The organism is Streptomyces capillispiralis (assembly GCF_007829875.1).
Lineage (GTDB): Bacteria > Actinomycetota > Actinomycetes > Streptomycetales > Streptomycetaceae > Streptomyces > Streptomyces capillispiralis.
Genome location: NZ_VIWV01000003.1, coordinates 1 through 15,542 on the forward strand (window position 1 = coordinate 1; position 15,542 = coordinate 15,542).

Genomic DNA, 15,542 nt, shown 5'->3' on the forward strand with positions numbered 1-15,542 from the left:
GTGACACAGATGGTCACGACGACCTGGGAAAACAGGACCCAGGACCCAGGTGCGTGTGGCCACCTGGCAGAACGCCGGACCCAGGACCCAGGGACCCAGGTTCGTACGGCGCCGCTGGGTCCCATCGGGTGGGTCAGGCCGGGGTCATTGGCCGGCCCGCGACAGGCCCTCCACGAGCTGGGTGACCTGGCCGTCAGCGGTGAGCGTCTCGTACCGGGTGCCGCACCAGGTCGGCGTCACCCACACGGCGACGACCGTGTCCGGGTCGCCCGTCATGACGCGGTCCCCGGGCGCTGGCCAGCTCCGTCGTAGGCGCGGGCGAGCAGGGTGTTGAGGGCGAGCGCGGCCGCGGGGTCGGAGACGGGCAGCCGGGCGATGGCGGCCCGCTCGTGGAGGCCCGTGCGGGCCAGGGTGCGCAGCAGCGAGGGCGGCTTCGGCTTCCTCCTCCTGGCGGCGCTTGTCGTCCTCCAGCTGCATCACGCGTTCGCGTTCGGCGTCGGCGGCGAGCTCGTCCTGGACGACGGCGTCGGTGTCAGGGTCGTACGTGCCGCCGGATTCGGCGAGCAGCTGCACGATGCGCGTCCACTCCGCGACTTCTGCCGGCCCGCGCTCATCGCCGGCCAGGTCCTCGCGGTCACGGTCCAGGTGCTGTTGCAGCTCGGCTTCCTCGAGGGCGGCCGCCGCCTCCGGGTGGGTCATGCCGCGGGCGCGTCGGCGGACCGAGCGGTGGCCGATCTTCGCTTGGTCGATCGGCTCGCGGGGCACGGCCGCGCGGCGGACGGGGACGCGCGGCCGCCGGTGGGATCGGGGGGGGTGCCTCTATGTCCTTCGTCAAGCGGTGCGAGGGGTCCTCGGCTCGTAGAAGGTTCCGTCGCGGAGCATGGCGAACAGGACGCTGATGCGGTGGCGGGCGAGTCGGAGGAGGGCCTGGGTGTGGGTTTTGCCGCGGGCTCGGCAGCGGTCGTAGTAGGTCCGGGAGGCGGGGTCGTGGAGGGCTGCGAACGCGGAGAGGAACATCGCCCGTTTCAGCTGCCGGTTGCCGCCTCTGGGGGCGTGTTCGCCGTGGATCGAGGTGCCGGACTGCTTCGTGGCCGGGGCGAGGCCGGCGTAGGAGGCCAGGTGGCCGGCGCTCGGGAACGAGCTGCCGTCGCCGACGGTGGTCAGGAGGACTGCGGCGGTCCTGACGCCGATGCCGGGCATCGAGGTCAGGACCGGGGAAAGAGGGTGGGCCTCCAGCAGTGCCTCGATCCTGGTTTCCAGGGCCCGGCGTTGCTCGTGAACGGCGGCCAGCGACTTTGCCAGTGAGGGGACGATGACGTCGAGGGTGCTGGTGCCCGGGACGGTGACGGTCTGCTCGTCGAGCGCGGTGAAGATGTCGTCGACCAGCCGCTCGGCCATGCGTGGTGCCCTGGGGCGGACGACTTCGACCAGCTTTCGGCGGCCCGCTTTGCGGAGTGCTTGCGGGGATCCGTAGCGCTCGAGGAGCCAGGTCACTGCCGGGTGGTCCAGACGCGGCCCGAGGACCCGTTCGAGGCTGGGGTGGAACTGGGTGAGCAGGCCGCGGATGCGGTTGGAGGTGCGGTTGGCCTCGCCGGCGAGGTCCTGGTCGAAGCCGACCAGCATGGTCAGTTCCGCGGTGACCTCATCGGCCAGGTCGAGGGTGCGCAGGGTGTGGGGCATGGTGCGGGCGGCGTCCGCGATGACCACGGCGTCCTTCGCGTCGGTCTTGGCCTCGCCGGGGTAGAGGTCGGCGATCCGTCGCATCGCCAGTCCGGGCAGGTAGGCGACCTGGCAGCCGGCGTCCCGGGCGACGGTCAGCGGGAGGGCGCCGATGGAGGCGGGCTGGTCCACGACCACCAGGACGGTGCCGAACTTGGCCGTGAGCTTGTCGAAGACGGCCCGCAACTTCGTTTCGCTGTTCGGCAGCGGCTTGTCGAACACCGTCTTCCCGGCCGGAGTCAGGCCGTGGCCGTGATGCGTCTGCTTGCCGACGTCCAGGCCCAGGAAGACGCCCACCCCGTCGATACTGATCACCGTGCCCCCACAGGTCTCGCAGCGTGCCGGCCCCAGGGTCGGGAGCCGTTCTCGCGCATCCACGTTATGCAGACCTGCCGCCCGCGAGCGGCCGGGCATTGCGCCCGGCCGGACGGTGGTCGGACCTCTGATCAGCGTCTCCGACGGCACCCCTCGGACCCGGTGACACCACCCCCCAGGTCATCCCATCGACAGGGGGCAACAGCCATGCCGGGCCCGGAGGCCAGCGGCCCTCTTGCAGGACCGCAAAGAACATAACGGGGCGGGGGTGCTCACACGAGCCTCCCATTCGTCGCGAGAACAGTGTTGGGGAAGCCGGCTGCCGCACGGTGGGCACGGCAGTCATAGACAGGTTTATAGCAGCCACGAATTCCGGCGGCTAAAACGAGATATCGAGCCGTTCTATGTCCTTGAATTCGACGTGCAGGCCCGCGCGCCCGCCGCCCTCCTTGCGGAAATAGGCGTCGGCGATGGCCTCCGCAACCAGCTCGTGCGCGTCATCGTCCGTCGCTCTACTCTCCCGCGCGGCCAGGATCAGGTCGGCGTATGCAGGCGAGACAGCGTTCATCACGTCCCTCATCCGGCCCGCATCCGAGCTCCCCTCCGGGCCGAATCCGAAGTAGGCCTGGCAGGAGATGACGAGCCCTCCAGACGTGGCCGCCCGCTGCCTCGCCTGTGCCCTGACCTGCGGTTGCCACTGCGCTTCGGTCTCCTGCACCGGTGCCTCCTGGAGGCGCTTCTGCGGCTTCGTGGCGGCCCCCGAGCGGTAGCGCTCCACGGTGCGGCGGGAGACGCCCAAGCGCTCGGCTACGGCCGTCGTGGAGCCCTTCGCGCGCGTGAGAAGGAATTTCACCTGGGCTCGCGCGGATTTCGGCGCGGGGCGGGTGAACAGAGCTCGTTCGGCCCGTTCGAGGTTGTCGAAGAGCTTGCGCCGGGAGCATGGCGGACACCGGGTTGGTGTGCTGATCATCCATACCCGGCAGCGTCGGGCCCCTCCCCTGTGGACAGCGGCCGCCGACCGCCGGGAAGGATGGGCGGCGAGCACATCATCATGGGAGGGGGCGTCGTGCGGCTGACCATCGACACCAGGACGGACACCCACGAGCAGGCGATCGCCGCGGTCCAGGGCGCGTACGGGCTGAGGCCGGACGTCCCGGTCGCCTGGCCGCACGCCCCGGCCGCGGAACCGCGCCCCGGCCTGCAGGACCTCGCCGACGACGATCTCGCCGACGGCTGGACGGACCAGCTGCTGTTCCAGATGGTCGCCTCGCTGGCGCCCGGGGCCCGGGCGGTACTGAGCCGGATCACCGAGCTGGACGACGCCACCGCGTACGAGGAAGTCCAGCAGCACTTCGCCGACCATCCGACGAACCCGATCCCGCCATCACGGATCGGCGGGACCCTGACCAGCGTCAAGCGGTGCAGAGCCGAATCGGCCCGTCGGACGGCGGCGGACTTTGGCAGGGCGCGGGGGACGACGGGGTGGGGGGCGATGCCCCAGGCCCCGGTCGGCGGCTAGACGCGGCCGGCGCGGCCGCGCGTGCCGGACCCTGGGCGACTGAGCCTGCCGGACAGCGGCCTGGTCTTGGCGGCCCTACCTCACCGGCCGATATCGAGTTCAAACCAGACCACCTTGCCCGTGCTCAGTCGCGTCGCGCCCCAGCGTCGGGCCAGCCGATTCACTACGTGCAGTCCGCGGCCGCCCTCGCCGGTGACATTGATCTGCCGCAGCCGAGGTAGTTGCGGCACATCGTCGCCGATTTCACAGCGCAGCACGTCTGTGCGAAGCAGCCGCATGGTGACCGGCCGAGAGGCATACCGCACCGCGTTGGTCACGACCTCGCTGACCAGCAGCTCCACGGAGTCCGTGAGTGCCTCCATGCCCCAGCGCTGCAACGCACGCCGGGCCAGCCGGCGGGCCCGGCCCGGGGCGGCGTCCTCCGGCTCCAGGAACCAGTACGCCACATCGCTGGGCGCGATCCCGTCGAAGCGGGCGGCGAGCAGCGCGATGTCGTCGTCCCGGTCGCCCGGGCCGAGCATGTCGAGCACCTCGTCGCACAGCGCTTCCAGGGGCGGCGGATGGTCCGGCCCAGTGAGCTGCGCGACCGTGCCGATCTTCTCCCGCAGCTGCTCGATGCCGGTCCAAACATCGCGCATGCGCGACTCCACGAGACCGTCGGTGTAGAGCAGCAGCGTCGCACCAACGGGCGCGTCCAGCTCCACGACCTCGAAGTCGACACCGCCGACCCCGATCGGGGCGCCGGAGGGCACCCGCAGCACCTCGGCGCGGCCGCCCAGGTGGAGCAGGAACGGCGGCGGATGACCGGCGTTGGCGATGGTGATGCGGTGCGATACCGGATCGTAGACCGCGTACAGGCAGGTCGCTATGTAGTCAGTGCCCAGTCGCTGGGCTTGCTCATCGAGGGCATGCAGCACCTCCTGCGGCGGCAGGTCCAGGCCCGCGAGGGTCTGTGCGGTAGTGCGGAGTTGGCCCATAAGGGCTGCCGACGTCATGGAGTGGCCCATGACATCACCGACGACTAAGGCAACCCGGCTACCGGGCAGCGGGATCGCGTCGTACCAGTCACCGCCGACCCGGGCTGTTTCCGCCGCAGGCAGATAACGGGAGGCCAACCGCACACCGGTGCAGCGGGGCAGGGTCTCCGGGAGCATTCTGCGCTGCAACTCGTCAGCGATAAAAGCCTCGCGCCCGTCCAACGCTGTCTTATCGATGCCCAGTGCGCTGTGCGTGGCGAGCTGCGCCGCCACCAGCAGGTCGTCCTCCTCGAATGCGCGCCGCTCGGGGTCGCGCAGGAACAGCGCGGTGCCGATCACTCGGCGCCGCCCGCGCAGCGGCGCGAGGATCGCACGCTTTCCGGGTGGGACGCAGCACACAGCCTCCATCCCGAGCAACTCGGTCAGGGCCGCCCGTGCTGCGGGCGGGTCGGTGAAGACCGGGCGCACGCCGCGCAGCACCTCGGCGAGCCCGCTACCCGGCCGAACCTCGCACAACTGAGTGACAACCACGTCCAGTTCCGTGGACTCCAGTTGCACCAGCGGCATGAACCCCTGGTCAGCTTCGCCCTCCCCCGGTCTATGGTCGGTGCGGCTCAGCCGAAGCACCAGCGGGCCGGTGGGCCGCTCGTCACCGACGGGCAACGGGTCGCGCAGATAGACCAGGATCGCGTCGGAGAAAGTGGGCACGGTCGCCCGGCACAGCCCCATCACGATCTCGTCGAGATCGAGGCCCCGGGCGATGCGCCTAGTCGCGGCACCTATGTAGCGCAAACGATCAGCCGACAGGCGCGATGCATCGACAGCAATAGTGGCGTCGGGGCTGGTCAGCTGGTTGTCCCGGGTTGTTCGGGACAACACAGAGGACTCTTCATCTGCCCCAGGAAGGGACTGCTGAGTGGCTATGTGCTGAGCCTGGGCCGGCACCACCTTGATGGTGACACTGGCAGAATCCGAGGACGGAGACGCGCGATATCCCATGTCGTGCGCAGCTTGCTGAACGGCATTGTGCTCCTCATCAAGCACGGCACGTGCCTTCTCCAAGGCAAGATCGACGTCGTCGAGAGCCGCGTCATCGTCAGAGATCGCTTGCATGCCGGGCTGAGGAACCGGCGGGGTCAGCTCCTGCGCGAGGTCGTGATCCGCATATCCCGCCCACTCGCGCAGCTCAGCGAGTTCGGCTTCCAAGATATGCATACGGCGCGCGGCATGGTCGGCCACCTGCTGGGCGGTGTCTCTCTCCTGCTCGGCACGTGCCAGCTGCTGGCGCAGGTCGATCTGTTGCCGCTGCGCGCGGGACAGGCGTAGCTCCAGTGCTGTGTGCGTCTCCGGGTCCTTTGGCGGCAGCACCTGTAGGGCGTCAACCCGGCGTTTCAGTTCCACCGCCTTGGCCTGAGCTTGGCCGAGCATGGCGAACAGAAGCGTGGCGATCTGAAGTGCCTGGGCGCGACTGCGTTCGCTGGCCTCGTAGGCCTGCCGGACGACCTGGAGTTCCTGATACACCTCAATGGTGCGGTCCTTAGCCGCCAGCAATTCATGAGCGAGTGCCAGCTCTTGCCTGCCCTCCGCAAGCGGCGTCGGACTGGCACGGGCCTTCTCCCATAAGTCTCGTGCCATCTGCAGACGTTGCCCGGCGCGGTCGACCGGTTCGTTGGGGAAACAGACGTCAGCCACCGCTTCGACCAGGTCCCACGTCAGTGCTTCACCGGACAACAGATCACGCAGTCGGCGTAGCTCGGGCACCTCTCCGGCCGTGAAGTGGTCCGGCGTAAGACACTGGTGGAGCTGCCTCACCGACATTGAGGCATCGTCCAGCCAGGACCGCACCTGCTCAACCAACTGGTTGATCTCAGCACACGAGCCTCTTGGTGGTGCCCATGGCCGGCCCGGTCGCTTCCCCTTGCCGCCCACGCGCCCTCCCGCTCAGTTGTTCACCGGACAACCCCCTGTTGTCGCTGGAGAACATTCAACCTGCTCACCAGCGGGTTTTACTCAGGATCATCGGAATTCCTTCCCGGTGAAACCTCATCAAGGGCGGTGCACTCGTGAACTACGGCTCCACGGCGGTCCTGCTTCTCATCCTGGCGGTGGCCGTCTTGTTCGCCACGGTTGCCGCAGTGATCGCCTTCGGCCTTGCCCGTTGGGAGGGAGCCGCCATTCCGGCGGCCCTTTCGCGCAGCGGTGTCGCCTTTGCTGCAGCCCTGACCCTGTGTCTTGCCATCCTCACCTTCCTCGGCCGGTAGCCCGACAACAGAAGGTGGCCCACTCCTCTGAGTGAGGGCGCCCCGGCGGCGCTGGAGCGGGGTCAGTACGTTCCCCGTGGTCAGACCGACCGGAGGGTGCAAGCGATGGGCGAGCGAGACACGTTACGGGCGCTGAGGGTCGCGATGCGGGTGGTGAGCGCGATCCAGGTGCCGCTGTACCTGGTATGGCTGGTGCTGGTCGGCTTTCTGACGGGGCAGCGGCTGGACGACGGAGACGTCGCCCGGTGGGTGCCGCAGGTACTGCTGCCCCCGGCCGCCGTCGTGTTCTGCTGGCGGCCGGATGGGCGTGGTGGACCAGCATGGTGGCGAGGGAGAAGTTCCCCGCTACAGCGGCCGCGGATCGCTGCGACGCTCGTCTTCACCGTCGTGGCGTGGGTGTGTCGCGGGTGGTATCGGTTGCCGATCCGTCGGTGTCAATCGGCCTGCTGAGCGTGGTGATCACCGGCTTGGGCATGGTCGGGCTGTTCTTCATCCCGGCCGCCAGTTCCCGCCGGCTGCCGGACGTCATCCGCCGGCGCGTTTACGACCGCACCGGCCCGGCTGGGCCGAGCAGCGCCCGACTGAACAGAGCCCGGTCGTTGCTGCCCCAGTCGCCCGGGAAGCGTCCCTGTAGGGGACGACGGCTCACCCGGACGCAGTGCGAGAACCGCTTTCTCGATCTTCCCCAGCTTGGTCTCCAGTTGCTTGGTGGGCCGGTCCTCCAGCAATGCCCATGCCACGGCGTCAAGGTCGACGGTGAACTCCAACGTCTCCACTGCACCAGCAGGACCGTCCGCGTTCACCGTGAAGGTGTACACGCGGGGTAGCTCGGTGTTCTTGAACCTCTCACGGCTGTCCAGGAGGAAAGTGAGGCGGCGGTGCGGCGGCAGCATCGGGATGGTCCGGGCCAGCACCTGCTGGATGACCTGGGTCAGATCCGGTTCGTCCCCCACAGGAGTCCAACTTGACTCCAAAGGTGGGTCGCAGGAGATACGGACGTTGCGGGCGACGGTTGGACCGGCATTCTCGATGACCAGCAGGAGCGAACCGTCGTTGCGTTCCGGCTGGATGTCGACGATGACGTACGGCTCGTTCTGCTCCCGGTGGATGCGTTCCGCGAGGGCCAGTTGCTGGGCGGCTGATCGGCGGGCAATAGTGGCCTGCCAGACGGCGATGACAGCAGCAACGACGGCGACAGCGACCGCCCATTGGTCGACGGTCAGGTCTGTGAGGTGGTTCATGTTCTGACGCTACCGACAGAGGCCGACAGCGGGGCCCAGCGGCTCCGCTGCCAGTGCAGCAGGCAGGGCATGCCTCGCGTCGTCCGGGCGCCCACCTGCGGCAACGGGCGCGTACGGGTTGTGCATCAGATGCGCAACGAGCCGCACCCGGGGGCAGGTGCACGGTCAGCCTGCGCGGATGGACAAGTTGATCGAGTTGGCGAGCACGATCGTTTCGGGGGCGTTCATCGCCGTCCTCGCGACGTGGCTGACCAACCGCTCCCGCAACCGCCAGGAGCAGCAGGCCGAGATCGGTGCCCTGCGGGTGCAGGCCGACGCGATGATGGTGGCGGTGGCGGAACTGCAGGGCGCGGCCGCCGCCAACCGCCTGCTGTGGGAAGGCCCGGCTGAACGGGCACGGTCGTTCCTGCTGGCCGTCCTCGCCTTCGCGGGGGGCGCCGCCCGGGCCCGGATCGCCGGCGGCACCGACAACTTGAGCGGCCTGGTGGGTCTCGGGCAGGCGGCGGAACTGCTGAGCTGGGACCGACGGGCGACCAAGCAGACCGTGGCCGCCGTGCGGGAGCCACTCGCCCGGGCTGCCGCCGCGGCGGCCCCGCTGATGCGCTACCCCGACCCGGCCGTCGCCGCCACCACCGAGCAGCTGCTGGGCGCTTGCGGGGACGTGGAGAACACGGCGCAACTGAAGGCTGCACTGGAAGCGTTCGGGCAGGCCGTCCGCGCGGCTACCGCACCGCGCCTGTCCTGGTGGGCCCGGCGGCGCGGCGTCCCGGCGGAATGATGGCCGGCCCCTGGCTGCCCACGGTGCCGGGGCTGCGGGCCCGCAGGTGAGTGCGGGCCCGCAGCGAGATCAGCGGCGGGTCTCCCACCACAGGATCAGCAGCGTCACAGCGCCGCTGCCCAGCTTGTAGGCGACACCCTGCAGGAATTCGCGCGGGATGTTCTGTCCCTGTTGACTGATCCATTTCCGCAGGCGGCGCACGATGCCGGTGCGTCGCCTGACCCAGCGGAACGGGTGCTTGGGCTGGTCTTTCGCGTTACTCTCGTCCATACGGAGTTCCTCTCGTTACAGGCGTGCTGGAACACCGCGCAAGGAGCCCTCCCAACTCAGAGGCCTAGGGAACCTGTTGGGACGTAGGGGCTCCTTTTGCGCGTTCCGGAAGTCTATCGACGGCCGCCTGAATCGAATGTCGCCTTGGCGTCATGGTTCGGCTGGAACCGTACGAATGCTCAGCGGCGGGTGAAGTCATGCAGTAGGTCAGCGAGGCGCTGGTCGGGGCGCTGGACGATGATGCAGGAGTCGTCCTTCGCGGTGGCCAGGCGGTCCACCTCCATCTCGAGTCCCCCGGTGGGGGCGTTGGCGAGGCTGGTGCCGGTCCTGCGTACGTACATCGCGACGGCCTCCAGCGTGTCGAGGAAGGTGCCGTCAGGGGCCTCGGAGTCGAGGACGTCGTCGGTGACCACGTGCAGCCAGTGCCGCGCCTCGCGGGACTCGCCCAGGGCGAGGTGGTGCAGGTGCAGGCAGTACGCGGCGGCGCGGTGGCCGGCCCCGGCGGCGAGCTGCCACCAGAACTGGGCGCTCTCTCGGTGGTCGGTCAGGTGGAGCAGGCACGCGAAGACGAGGGCTCCGTCGACGTCCAACTGGTCCACGGTCACCGCGTCGGGTTCCTGGGCGAGGCGGTCCACGTGGTCGGCGGCGTCGGGCTTGTTGAGGATCCAGCGGCACACCACGGACAGCCGCTGCCCTGCCTGGGTGGCGCGGACGGTGTCCGGGTGCGGCTTGGCCGCGACGGCGGCCGCGTCGGCGGCGAGGCGGCGCAGAGCAGCGCCGACATCGAAGCCGTCACGCGGTGCGGTGGGGATGCGGGCGTCGGCCAGAAGTTCGTCGATGGCGGTCACTGTCCTGTCCCCTTCTTGTTCTTGGCGGGAGCCGCCGGCAGGTCAAGGCGGATGCGCAGGCGTTCCTTGCCCTTGCGACCGTGGTAGTCGACGGTGCGGGTGTCCAGGCCCATGTAGCGGGCGATCCGCTTGGTGGGGTAGCCGAGCAGGTGGCGCAGGACGATCACGGTGAACTGGCGGGTGGGCAGCTCCAGGATCGCCTCGTACAGGCCGCCGGCACTGCTGTTGAGCTCCAGCTGGCTGCGGACCGCCTCGAGGTTCTGCGCTATCGGGCCGTTGATGAGGAACGCCGGCGGGCGTCCGTCCTCTTCGAGGCGGCGGGTGACGCCGCGGTGCAGTACGGCGAGCGTCTGCTGTTCGAGGTCGCCCTGCTGCAGCAGCTCGTTCCAGCCTCCGAGAATCTCCAGGAACACCTGGTGGACCACCTGTTCGGCGGTGCGACGGCTGCCGAGGTGGATCTCCGCGAAGTCGTGGAAGAACTCCTGGTGCCCCAGGTAGAAGCCCTCGAAGTCGAGGGGCAGATCGGGCGGGGCCTGGACGGGCTGGCCGTGGCCGCCGTCCTGAGGCGATGCGTCAGTGGTGACGTCGCCGTTGCCCATGCAGTCCTCCAGGCGGTGAACACCGGTCCTCTCCGTTGAGGCCGGCGGGATCGGACGCGGGCCAACTCACCCGCGTGAGCGCCCCGTTGGGTGGGGCTCTCACGCACCACCCTGGCGTTTTTCGGGTTCGGAAACTCATACGACCCTCGGAAATCGTGACTCTGCGATTTTCTCCATAAACGGAACGTGATTACGAGATTGGCTCGCATGTTCGAGGATGGGCCGTGAGCTGCGACAACTCACTCAGGTACGAAAGTTCTCATTTCAAAAATCGTCAGACTCGTGGCATAGCTCACACTGGGCTCGGCACTGCGTGGACATCTCGTGAAGCGCAAGCCGCCCCAGGCGGCCGTCTGCGCTCACAACCGATCTGCCGTCACCCGTTCGAGTGATGAGTGTGTCGCCGCTGACATCCCGGTGCCTGCGAGCCCTCGCTGAAAGGTGCCGGGGCGGGCGCGGCGGAGCCGCGCTCTTCCTTTTCCGCCTGGGCAGGGGCGGTCGGCACGAGAGAGACGCAAAGGCGTAGTTGGCTCCTGCGGATGCGGTAGCGAACGGAGTTCGGGTGCATGCCCAAGTAGCGGGCGATCTCGTCAGTACGGTAGCCGAGTAGGTAGTGCAGGACGATGACAGTGAACTGTTGCTCAGGCAACTCGAGGATCGCCTTGTACAGGTCGTTGTTACTGCTGTCGATCTCAAGCTGACTGCGGATGTACTCGAGGAAGCCGACCCCGGGATTACCGGTGTCCTTTTGGAGGCGTTGGATGATGTGGCTGCGCAAGATCGCCTGCGTCTGCTGTTCGAGGTCGGCCTGCTGCATCCAGACCGGAAAATCCGCAGCTCACAGGCGTGGATGTGATACCGGTCACCATCAAGCAGCGAAGCGGCATTCGCCGGTCTCCCCTCCTGCGAGAAACGCAGGAAAGGTCTCACCTCCTGCGAGAAACGCAGGAAAACGCAGGCTCCAATGCGCTCCAAATTAATCCATTGCATTTCATTGCATCGCGATGAGATGCAATGAAATAGATTACAGACGGTTACAGCAGGAGCGCCGGGCTTGAGGTCGCCTCGGGAGCCGAGGCCTCACGCGCTCCTCGCGGGAATGTGAAGCGCCTCGTCCCCGGCAGCTTCAATGCCGGGGACGAGGCGCTTGTGATGGCCGGACCTACAGCTGGATCTCGATGTGCTCCACGTCGGTGAACTCCACGCCCAGGCCGGCTGCGCGGGTGTTGCCCGCGCGGAAGTACATCTCCGCGACCTCCACCACGTCGTCCGCAACGACCAGGACCACGTGGCCACGACGATCGCCCGGCTGCGCGAGAACACCCGCGGCGGAGACTTCGCCTACTACAGCGACATCGTCGCCTTCATGGCCGACCTGCCCCTCGAGGAAGCCTCACCGACACGCTGGATCGACGGCGCCCAGCACACGCGGCGGCGATGGCGAGGCCTGGTCACCGCCCGCCGCGACGACCTGCGCATGTCGCTGTGACCACGGCGTCGGCCCGGGCGTCCTGTTCGCCCGGGCCGGTTCAGCCGATCACGGACCGGGCGAAGGCCACGGTGCCAGCGAAGGCGCCCCCGGCGGCCAGTACCGCGACAGCCCATGCGTTCCCTGCCAGCACGGTCAGCACGCCGGCGGCCACGGCGATCTGCGTACCCAGCATCAGGATGACCGCGGCACGCACCGTCATCAGCGGCTCCTGCGATCGGTCGGAGAGTGCGCTCACGGAAGCTCCTGACGGTTGTTCTCGCGCCTGCGCCATTCCTTGCCGAGGCGGTTCAGTTTGCGTCGGGCCCGCTCTCCTTGCGCCTCATCCTGCTGCACCAGATCCGACGCCTTGGGCCACGTCATGGGGTGGTTCTCCGACCAGACACGGACCACGGCCTGTTCCTGCTCGTTGAGCTGTTTGGCCACGTATCGCACGGCGGCTGTCTCAAACTGCTGGGCCCAGGAAACAAGGCGAGGGATCACCAGATCCTCCGGTCCGGGCACGGTGTCCGGCTGATCCCAACCGTCCGGGATGTAACCGATCGAGGCACCGCGGATCTGGTGATCGCGCTCGAAATCGCAGCCCTGGCGGGCGTACCGGACCAGGACCCTGCGCACCGACTGGTCGTCGGTGAGGTCGGCCTCCTGCTCCCATGCGCGCTCGAACATCGCCACAGCCAGGGCCTGACAGTGGTCCTCCAGCACCGGCCACAGACGCAGGCAGCGGCGCAGAAAGTCCTTCATCGGCTCCGTGTCGCCCTTCCTGTACGCGTCGTAGGCGTAGCGGGCCTCGGCAAGGACGGACGGCTTCAGCCGCTTCGCCCAGTCGGCGACAGACCGGACTCCGGCGAAGAGGTCGGCCATATGGCCACCGATGAGGTCCGCCATCGTCGGGAGGGTGCGCAGGACCTCCTGCATCATCCGCGGCACTCCCACCTGGATGGCGAAGCACGGGGCGAGCGTTCCTGCCAGCTTCGCCAGGCTGGGCAGCGGGGGAATCAGAGCCGGGAGACCTTCGAACACCGGGGCCAGGCCGAAGTGCAACGGACGAACGAGTTCACCGAGACCAACCAGCGGCTGGAAGGCGTCGGCCATCGACGACAGACGGGCGGCCGATCCCAGCACGCTCGCCATGCTGTTGACCTGCGGCTCGATTACGGACAAGACCGCCCTGGCCGGGTTGAGCCCGTCCAGCAGCCCCAGGGTGTTCACGACGGAGGGCAGTACCGAGTTCACGCTCTCGGACAGCGAGAGGATTTGGGGCTGCACGCCAGCCAGCGCCGACAGCGCGGCATTGTGGGCCGTCAGTCCGTCCAGCAGCGACTGGCCGACCATCTCTCCGATGTCAGGAAGCCGGGGAACTGTCAGCTCGATGCCGGCGAGAGCCGGGGCGAGCCCGAAGTTCGCCCGCTCGGTGAACTCGCTGAGCATCGTGCTGAGACCGACCAGCGGCTGGAAGGAGTCGCTGACGCCGGACCAGAAGGCAGCCGTGTCCATCACATCAGCCAGACTGGCGGAGTTCAGGACGGCATCGTCAAGCGGCGGGAAGACACCGTGGTCCACGTCGGGCCCGTCCATGTCCAGGTCGGGCCCGTCCGTCGGCGCTGCGAGACCGGCGTCGCCCGGCTCGTCGAGCGCGACGGTTTCGGGCGAGCCGCATCCTTCCGCTGAGGGAACGAGCAGCGCTCCTGTTGCGTCGGACGGTGCTGCAGCAGGACGCTGAGCGGCATCCTCGGGTGCCGAGTCCGGCGTTGAAACCGCAGGCATCTCGGGCCTCCTTTGTTGCTTGGGTAAGTCTGTTCACTTACCTGCGGCGGGGAAGAGCTGATCCGGCACTCAATTTCTCGACACCCGCTGTGATTCACGCCACACCCCGCTGTCTGGCGGCGCTCCCCTTTCACCAGCCCAGCATCCGCCGCTTGAAGGGGCTGGCCGATCATCGCCCTGACACCGCATCACTCCGCGTGGCAGGGTCGGCTGCGATCACGAACAGCTGAGATAAGGGGGCTTCCGTGGACGCGCGGATGTGGGACGGGCTGGTCGGCGTCGCGAAGGAGACGTACACCGCCTCGCTGGGCGAGGGGGTCGTGCCGCGGCCGCTCATGGTGCCGCCGGTGCGCGGCGAGCTGGTTGGGCTGATCTGGGTCCGCCCGCTCAAGGTCGGCCAAGACGCGCTCGCCGGGATTGCGGAGCTCGCGAACATCGCCGCGGCGGCCGGCGCGGACGAGGTCGTCCTCGCGTGGGAGACCCACGACGTCGCCACCGCCTGCGAGCTGCCCATCGTCGGCCCGGCGCCGTGCCTGAACATGGTGCTCGCCACACGCGACGGGCACGTGCTGCACCAGTTCCCCTACACCGAGCAGCTCCTGTCCCGCAGCCCCGAGGGCTGGGCCTTGGTCGCCCCCGACTGGAGGCCGACCCCCGCGCCGCAGCCCGGCGGCGAACTGGTGCCGCCGATCCAGGCCGCGGTGAACTTCTCCTTCACCCCCATCGAGTTGGACCACCCCGACCCGTTCGGCGTCACCGTCGTGCTGATGGAAGAGGACGGCTACCGCATCAGCCTGACCGAAGCGTTCGCACGCTGATCCCGTGGCCCGCGACTTCGACGACGACGCGCCCCGCCGGATCGGGGACGCGAACGAACTGGTCCTCGCCCGCCAGCGGGACGCCGACGAACGGATCTACGTGGTGACCACCAACCTCGTCATCGACGCCCAGGAAAAACTCGCCCGGCGCCGGCGGCTGGACCGCATCTGGCGCGCAGGGGCGGTCGTCATCTGGCTGTCCATACTCACAGCCATCATCGGCACGGGCATCGCCGCGCTGACCACGGGCGACTCGGCGCGGTTCGTCCTGGGCGATCTGATCTGCGGCAGCTTGCTCTTGATGTCCCTGCTGGCGCTGGTCGGCGTGCACTTCGCCGGGCGGGGCCTGCCCACCCTCCAGCGCCTGGAGGCACAGCTCACCTCCGCACAGGAGTCGCTGTGGCAGCAGAAGGTCGACCGGCGCCCCGCCCTGGACGACCGGCGTGACCTCTACCGTGAGGAAGTTGCCACCGCGATCGAGAAGTACCAGGCCGACAGCCGTAAGTACCGGCGGATCCACAACAGCCTGCAGTCCCTCATCATGATCGGCTCTGCGTCCACGACCACGATCGCGGCCCTGGACACCGGCAAGGAGCTGACCTGGCAGAGCGTCGCCCTGACCGCCATCAGCTTCGCTATCACGGTGGCCGCGATGTTCACCGGCTACTACAAGTTCCGCGAGCGCAGCTACTTCCTCCAGCAGACCGCCGACGCCATCGAGCAGGAGGCCAACGCCGTCACCCTCGGCATCGGCCCCTACAGCGAGTTCGGCGAAGACAGGGAAGTCGAAGCGCTGAAGCTGTTCACCCAGCGCGTCGAGGACCACCGCAACGAGCAGCGGCGCCGCCAGCAGCAGCTGGACCAGCCTGCCGACCAGGCCGCCCCGTCCAGTCAGCCGCCTGCGGCCTGACGACGCAGCGTCTACCGTCGGCGGCGGCCGC

General features: G+C 68.5%; 18 protein-coding genes. 6 read left to right on the forward strand and 12 right to left on the reverse strand.

Annotated elements, in window-relative coordinates:
* Window positions 1-144: 144 nt before the first annotated feature.
* From FHX78_RS36205 to tpg, 3 genes are all read right to left on the reverse strand, one after another.
* The gene (locus FHX78_RS36205) at window positions 145-765 is read right to left on the reverse strand and encodes a hypothetical protein (protein WP_145872437.1); all 621 of its coding nucleotides are present in this window, start codon (window positions 763-765) and stop codon (window positions 145-147) included.
* Window positions 766-831: 66 nt separating this feature from the next.
* Complete coding sequence (locus tag FHX78_RS36210) at window positions 832-2,034, reverse strand: IS110 family RNA-guided transposase (RefSeq protein ID WP_145872438.1); 1,203 nt, start codon at window positions 2,032-2,034, stop codon at window positions 832-834.
* Between the two features lie 379 nt (window positions 2,035-2,413).
* Window positions 2,414-3,004 (reverse strand): telomere-protecting terminal protein Tpg, encoded by a 591-nt coding sequence (gene tpg, locus FHX78_RS36215; protein WP_145872439.1) that lies wholly within the window; start codon window positions 3,002-3,004, stop codon window positions 2,414-2,416.
* Window positions 3,005-3,064: 60 nt separating this feature from the next.
* Here tpg and FHX78_RS36220 point away from each other — a divergent pair, with 60 nt between their 5' ends.
* Window positions 3,065-3,553 carry a hypothetical protein gene (locus tag FHX78_RS36220; RefSeq protein WP_145872440.1) on the forward strand — a complete coding sequence of 163 codons (489 nt, stop codon included), beginning with the start codon at window positions 3,065-3,067 and terminating at the stop codon, window positions 3,551-3,553.
* 80 nt (window positions 3,554-3,633) lie between these two features.
* Here the strand turns inward: FHX78_RS36220 and FHX78_RS37865 are convergent, their stop codons facing one another.
* Complete coding sequence (locus tag FHX78_RS37865; RefSeq protein WP_229924236.1) at window positions 3,634-6,348, reverse strand: SpoIIE family protein phosphatase; 2,715 nt, start codon at window positions 6,346-6,348, stop codon at window positions 3,634-3,636.
* A 245-nt stretch (window positions 6,349-6,593) separates the two neighbouring features.
* On the opposite strand from FHX78_RS37865, the gene FHX78_RS36230 reads away from it, so the two are divergent.
* The gene (locus FHX78_RS36230; protein WP_145872441.1) at window positions 6,594-6,791 is read left to right on the forward strand and encodes a hypothetical protein; all 198 of its coding nucleotides are present in this window, start codon (window positions 6,594-6,596) and stop codon (window positions 6,789-6,791) included.
* Between the two features lie 434 nt (window positions 6,792-7,225).
* Here the strand turns inward: FHX78_RS36230 and FHX78_RS36235 are convergent, their stop codons facing one another.
* Window positions 7,226-8,032, reverse strand: a complete 807-nt coding sequence (locus tag FHX78_RS36235) for a hypothetical protein (protein WP_229924237.1) — start codon at window positions 8,030-8,032, stop codon at window positions 7,226-7,228.
* A 178-nt stretch (window positions 8,033-8,210) separates the two neighbouring features.
* Here FHX78_RS36235 and FHX78_RS36240 point away from each other — a divergent pair, with 178 nt between their 5' ends.
* On the forward strand, window positions 8,211-8,810 hold the full coding sequence (locus FHX78_RS36240) for a hypothetical protein (protein WP_145872442.1): 600 nt from the start codon (window positions 8,211-8,213) through the stop codon (window positions 8,808-8,810).
* Window positions 8,811-8,879: 69 nt separating this feature from the next.
* Here the strand turns inward: FHX78_RS36240 and FHX78_RS36245 are convergent, their stop codons facing one another.
* The 5 genes from FHX78_RS36245 to FHX78_RS36265 form a co-directional block, all read right to left on the reverse strand.
* Window positions 8,880-9,080, reverse strand: coding sequence for a hypothetical protein (locus FHX78_RS36245; RefSeq protein ID WP_145872443.1), 201 nt, complete (start codon window positions 9,078-9,080; stop codon window positions 8,880-8,882).
* A gap of 179 nt (window positions 9,081-9,259) precedes the next feature.
* Window positions 9,260-9,928 (reverse strand): hypothetical protein, encoded by a 669-nt coding sequence (locus FHX78_RS36250; protein WP_145872444.1) that lies wholly within the window; start codon window positions 9,926-9,928, stop codon window positions 9,260-9,262.
* The gene (locus FHX78_RS36255; protein WP_145872445.1) at window positions 9,925-10,527 is read right to left on the reverse strand and encodes a sigma-70 family RNA polymerase sigma factor; all 603 of its coding nucleotides are present in this window, start codon (window positions 10,525-10,527) and stop codon (window positions 9,925-9,927) included. Before FHX78_RS36255 ends, FHX78_RS36250 begins: the two co-directional genes overlap by 4 nt.
* Window positions 10,528-10,903: 376 nt before the next feature.
* Window positions 10,904-11,344 (reverse strand): sigma-70 family RNA polymerase sigma factor, encoded by a 441-nt coding sequence (locus tag FHX78_RS36260; RefSeq protein ID WP_145872446.1) that lies wholly within the window; start codon window positions 11,342-11,344, stop codon window positions 10,904-10,906.
* A gap of 345 nt (window positions 11,345-11,689) precedes the next feature.
* Window positions 11,690-11,815, reverse strand: coding sequence for a terminal protein (locus FHX78_RS36265; protein ID WP_229924238.1), 126 nt, complete (start codon window positions 11,813-11,815; stop codon window positions 11,690-11,692).
* Here FHX78_RS36265 and FHX78_RS36270 point away from each other — a divergent pair, their 5' ends adjacent.
* Window positions 11,816-12,016 (forward strand): hypothetical protein, encoded by a 201-nt coding sequence (locus FHX78_RS36270; RefSeq protein ID WP_145872447.1) that lies wholly within the window; start codon window positions 11,816-11,818, stop codon window positions 12,014-12,016.
* Window positions 12,017-12,056: 40 nt separating this feature from the next.
* Here the strand turns inward: FHX78_RS36270 and FHX78_RS36275 are convergent, their stop codons facing one another.
* The gene (locus FHX78_RS36275) at window positions 12,057-12,254 is read right to left on the reverse strand and encodes a hypothetical protein (RefSeq protein ID WP_145872448.1); all 198 of its coding nucleotides are present in this window, start codon (window positions 12,252-12,254) and stop codon (window positions 12,057-12,059) included.
* Complete coding sequence (locus FHX78_RS36280; RefSeq protein ID WP_145872449.1) at window positions 12,251-13,783, reverse strand: hypothetical protein; 1,533 nt, start codon at window positions 13,781-13,783, stop codon at window positions 12,251-12,253. Before FHX78_RS36280 ends, FHX78_RS36275 begins: the two co-directional genes overlap by 4 nt.
* 257 nt (window positions 13,784-14,040) lie before the next feature.
* Here FHX78_RS36280 and FHX78_RS36285 point away from each other — a divergent pair, with 257 nt between their 5' ends.
* Both FHX78_RS36285 and FHX78_RS37870 read left to right on the forward strand, forming a co-directional pair.
* Window positions 14,041-14,601, forward strand: coding sequence for a hypothetical protein (locus tag FHX78_RS36285; protein ID WP_145872485.1), 561 nt, complete (start codon window positions 14,041-14,043; stop codon window positions 14,599-14,601).
* Between the two features lie 4 nt (window positions 14,602-14,605).
* On the forward strand, window positions 14,606-15,511 hold the full coding sequence (locus FHX78_RS37870) for a DUF4231 domain-containing protein (RefSeq protein WP_229924242.1): 906 nt from the start codon (window positions 14,606-14,608) through the stop codon (window positions 15,509-15,511).
* The last annotated feature ends 31 nt before the right edge of the window (window positions 15,512-15,542 follow it).

What these genes read in the sequence shown, in the direction of transcription:
- FHX78_RS36260 (WP_145872446.1), bottom strand. Translation starts at nt 11,344, where the DNA reads ATGCAGCAGGCCGACCTCGAACAGCAGACGCAGGCGATCTTGCGCAGC.
- FHX78_RS36220 (WP_145872440.1), top strand. Translation starts at nt 3,065, where the DNA reads ATGGGCGGCGAGCACATCATCATGGGAGGGGGCGTCGTGCGGCTGACC.
- FHX78_RS36280 (WP_145872449.1), bottom strand. Translation starts at nt 13,783, where the DNA reads ATGCCTGCGGTTTCAACGCCGGACTCGGCACCCGAGGATGCCGCTCAG.
- FHX78_RS36245 (WP_145872443.1), bottom strand. Translation starts at nt 9,080, where the DNA reads ATGGACGAGAGTAACGCGAAAGACCAGCCCAAGCACCCGTTCCGCTGG.
- FHX78_RS36255 (WP_145872445.1), bottom strand. Translation starts at nt 10,527, where the DNA reads ATGGGCAACGGCGACGTCACCACTGACGCATCGCCTCAGGACGGCGGC.
- FHX78_RS37865 (WP_229924236.1), bottom strand. Translation starts at nt 6,348, where the DNA reads ATGTCGGTGAGGCAGCTCCACCAGTGTCTTACGCCGGACCACTTCACG.
- FHX78_RS36235 (WP_229924237.1), bottom strand. Translation starts at nt 8,032, where the DNA reads ATGAACCACCTCACAGACCTGACCGTCGACCAATGGGCGGTCGCTGTC.
- FHX78_RS36240 (WP_145872442.1), top strand. Translation starts at nt 8,211, where the DNA reads ATGGACAAGTTGATCGAGTTGGCGAGCACGATCGTTTCGGGGGCGTTC.
- FHX78_RS36285 (WP_145872485.1), top strand. Translation starts at nt 14,041, where the DNA reads ATGTGGGACGGGCTGGTCGGCGTCGCGAAGGAGACGTACACCGCCTCG.
- tpg (WP_145872439.1), bottom strand. Translation starts at nt 3,004, where the DNA reads ATGATCAGCACACCAACCCGGTGTCCGCCATGCTCCCGGCGCAAGCTC.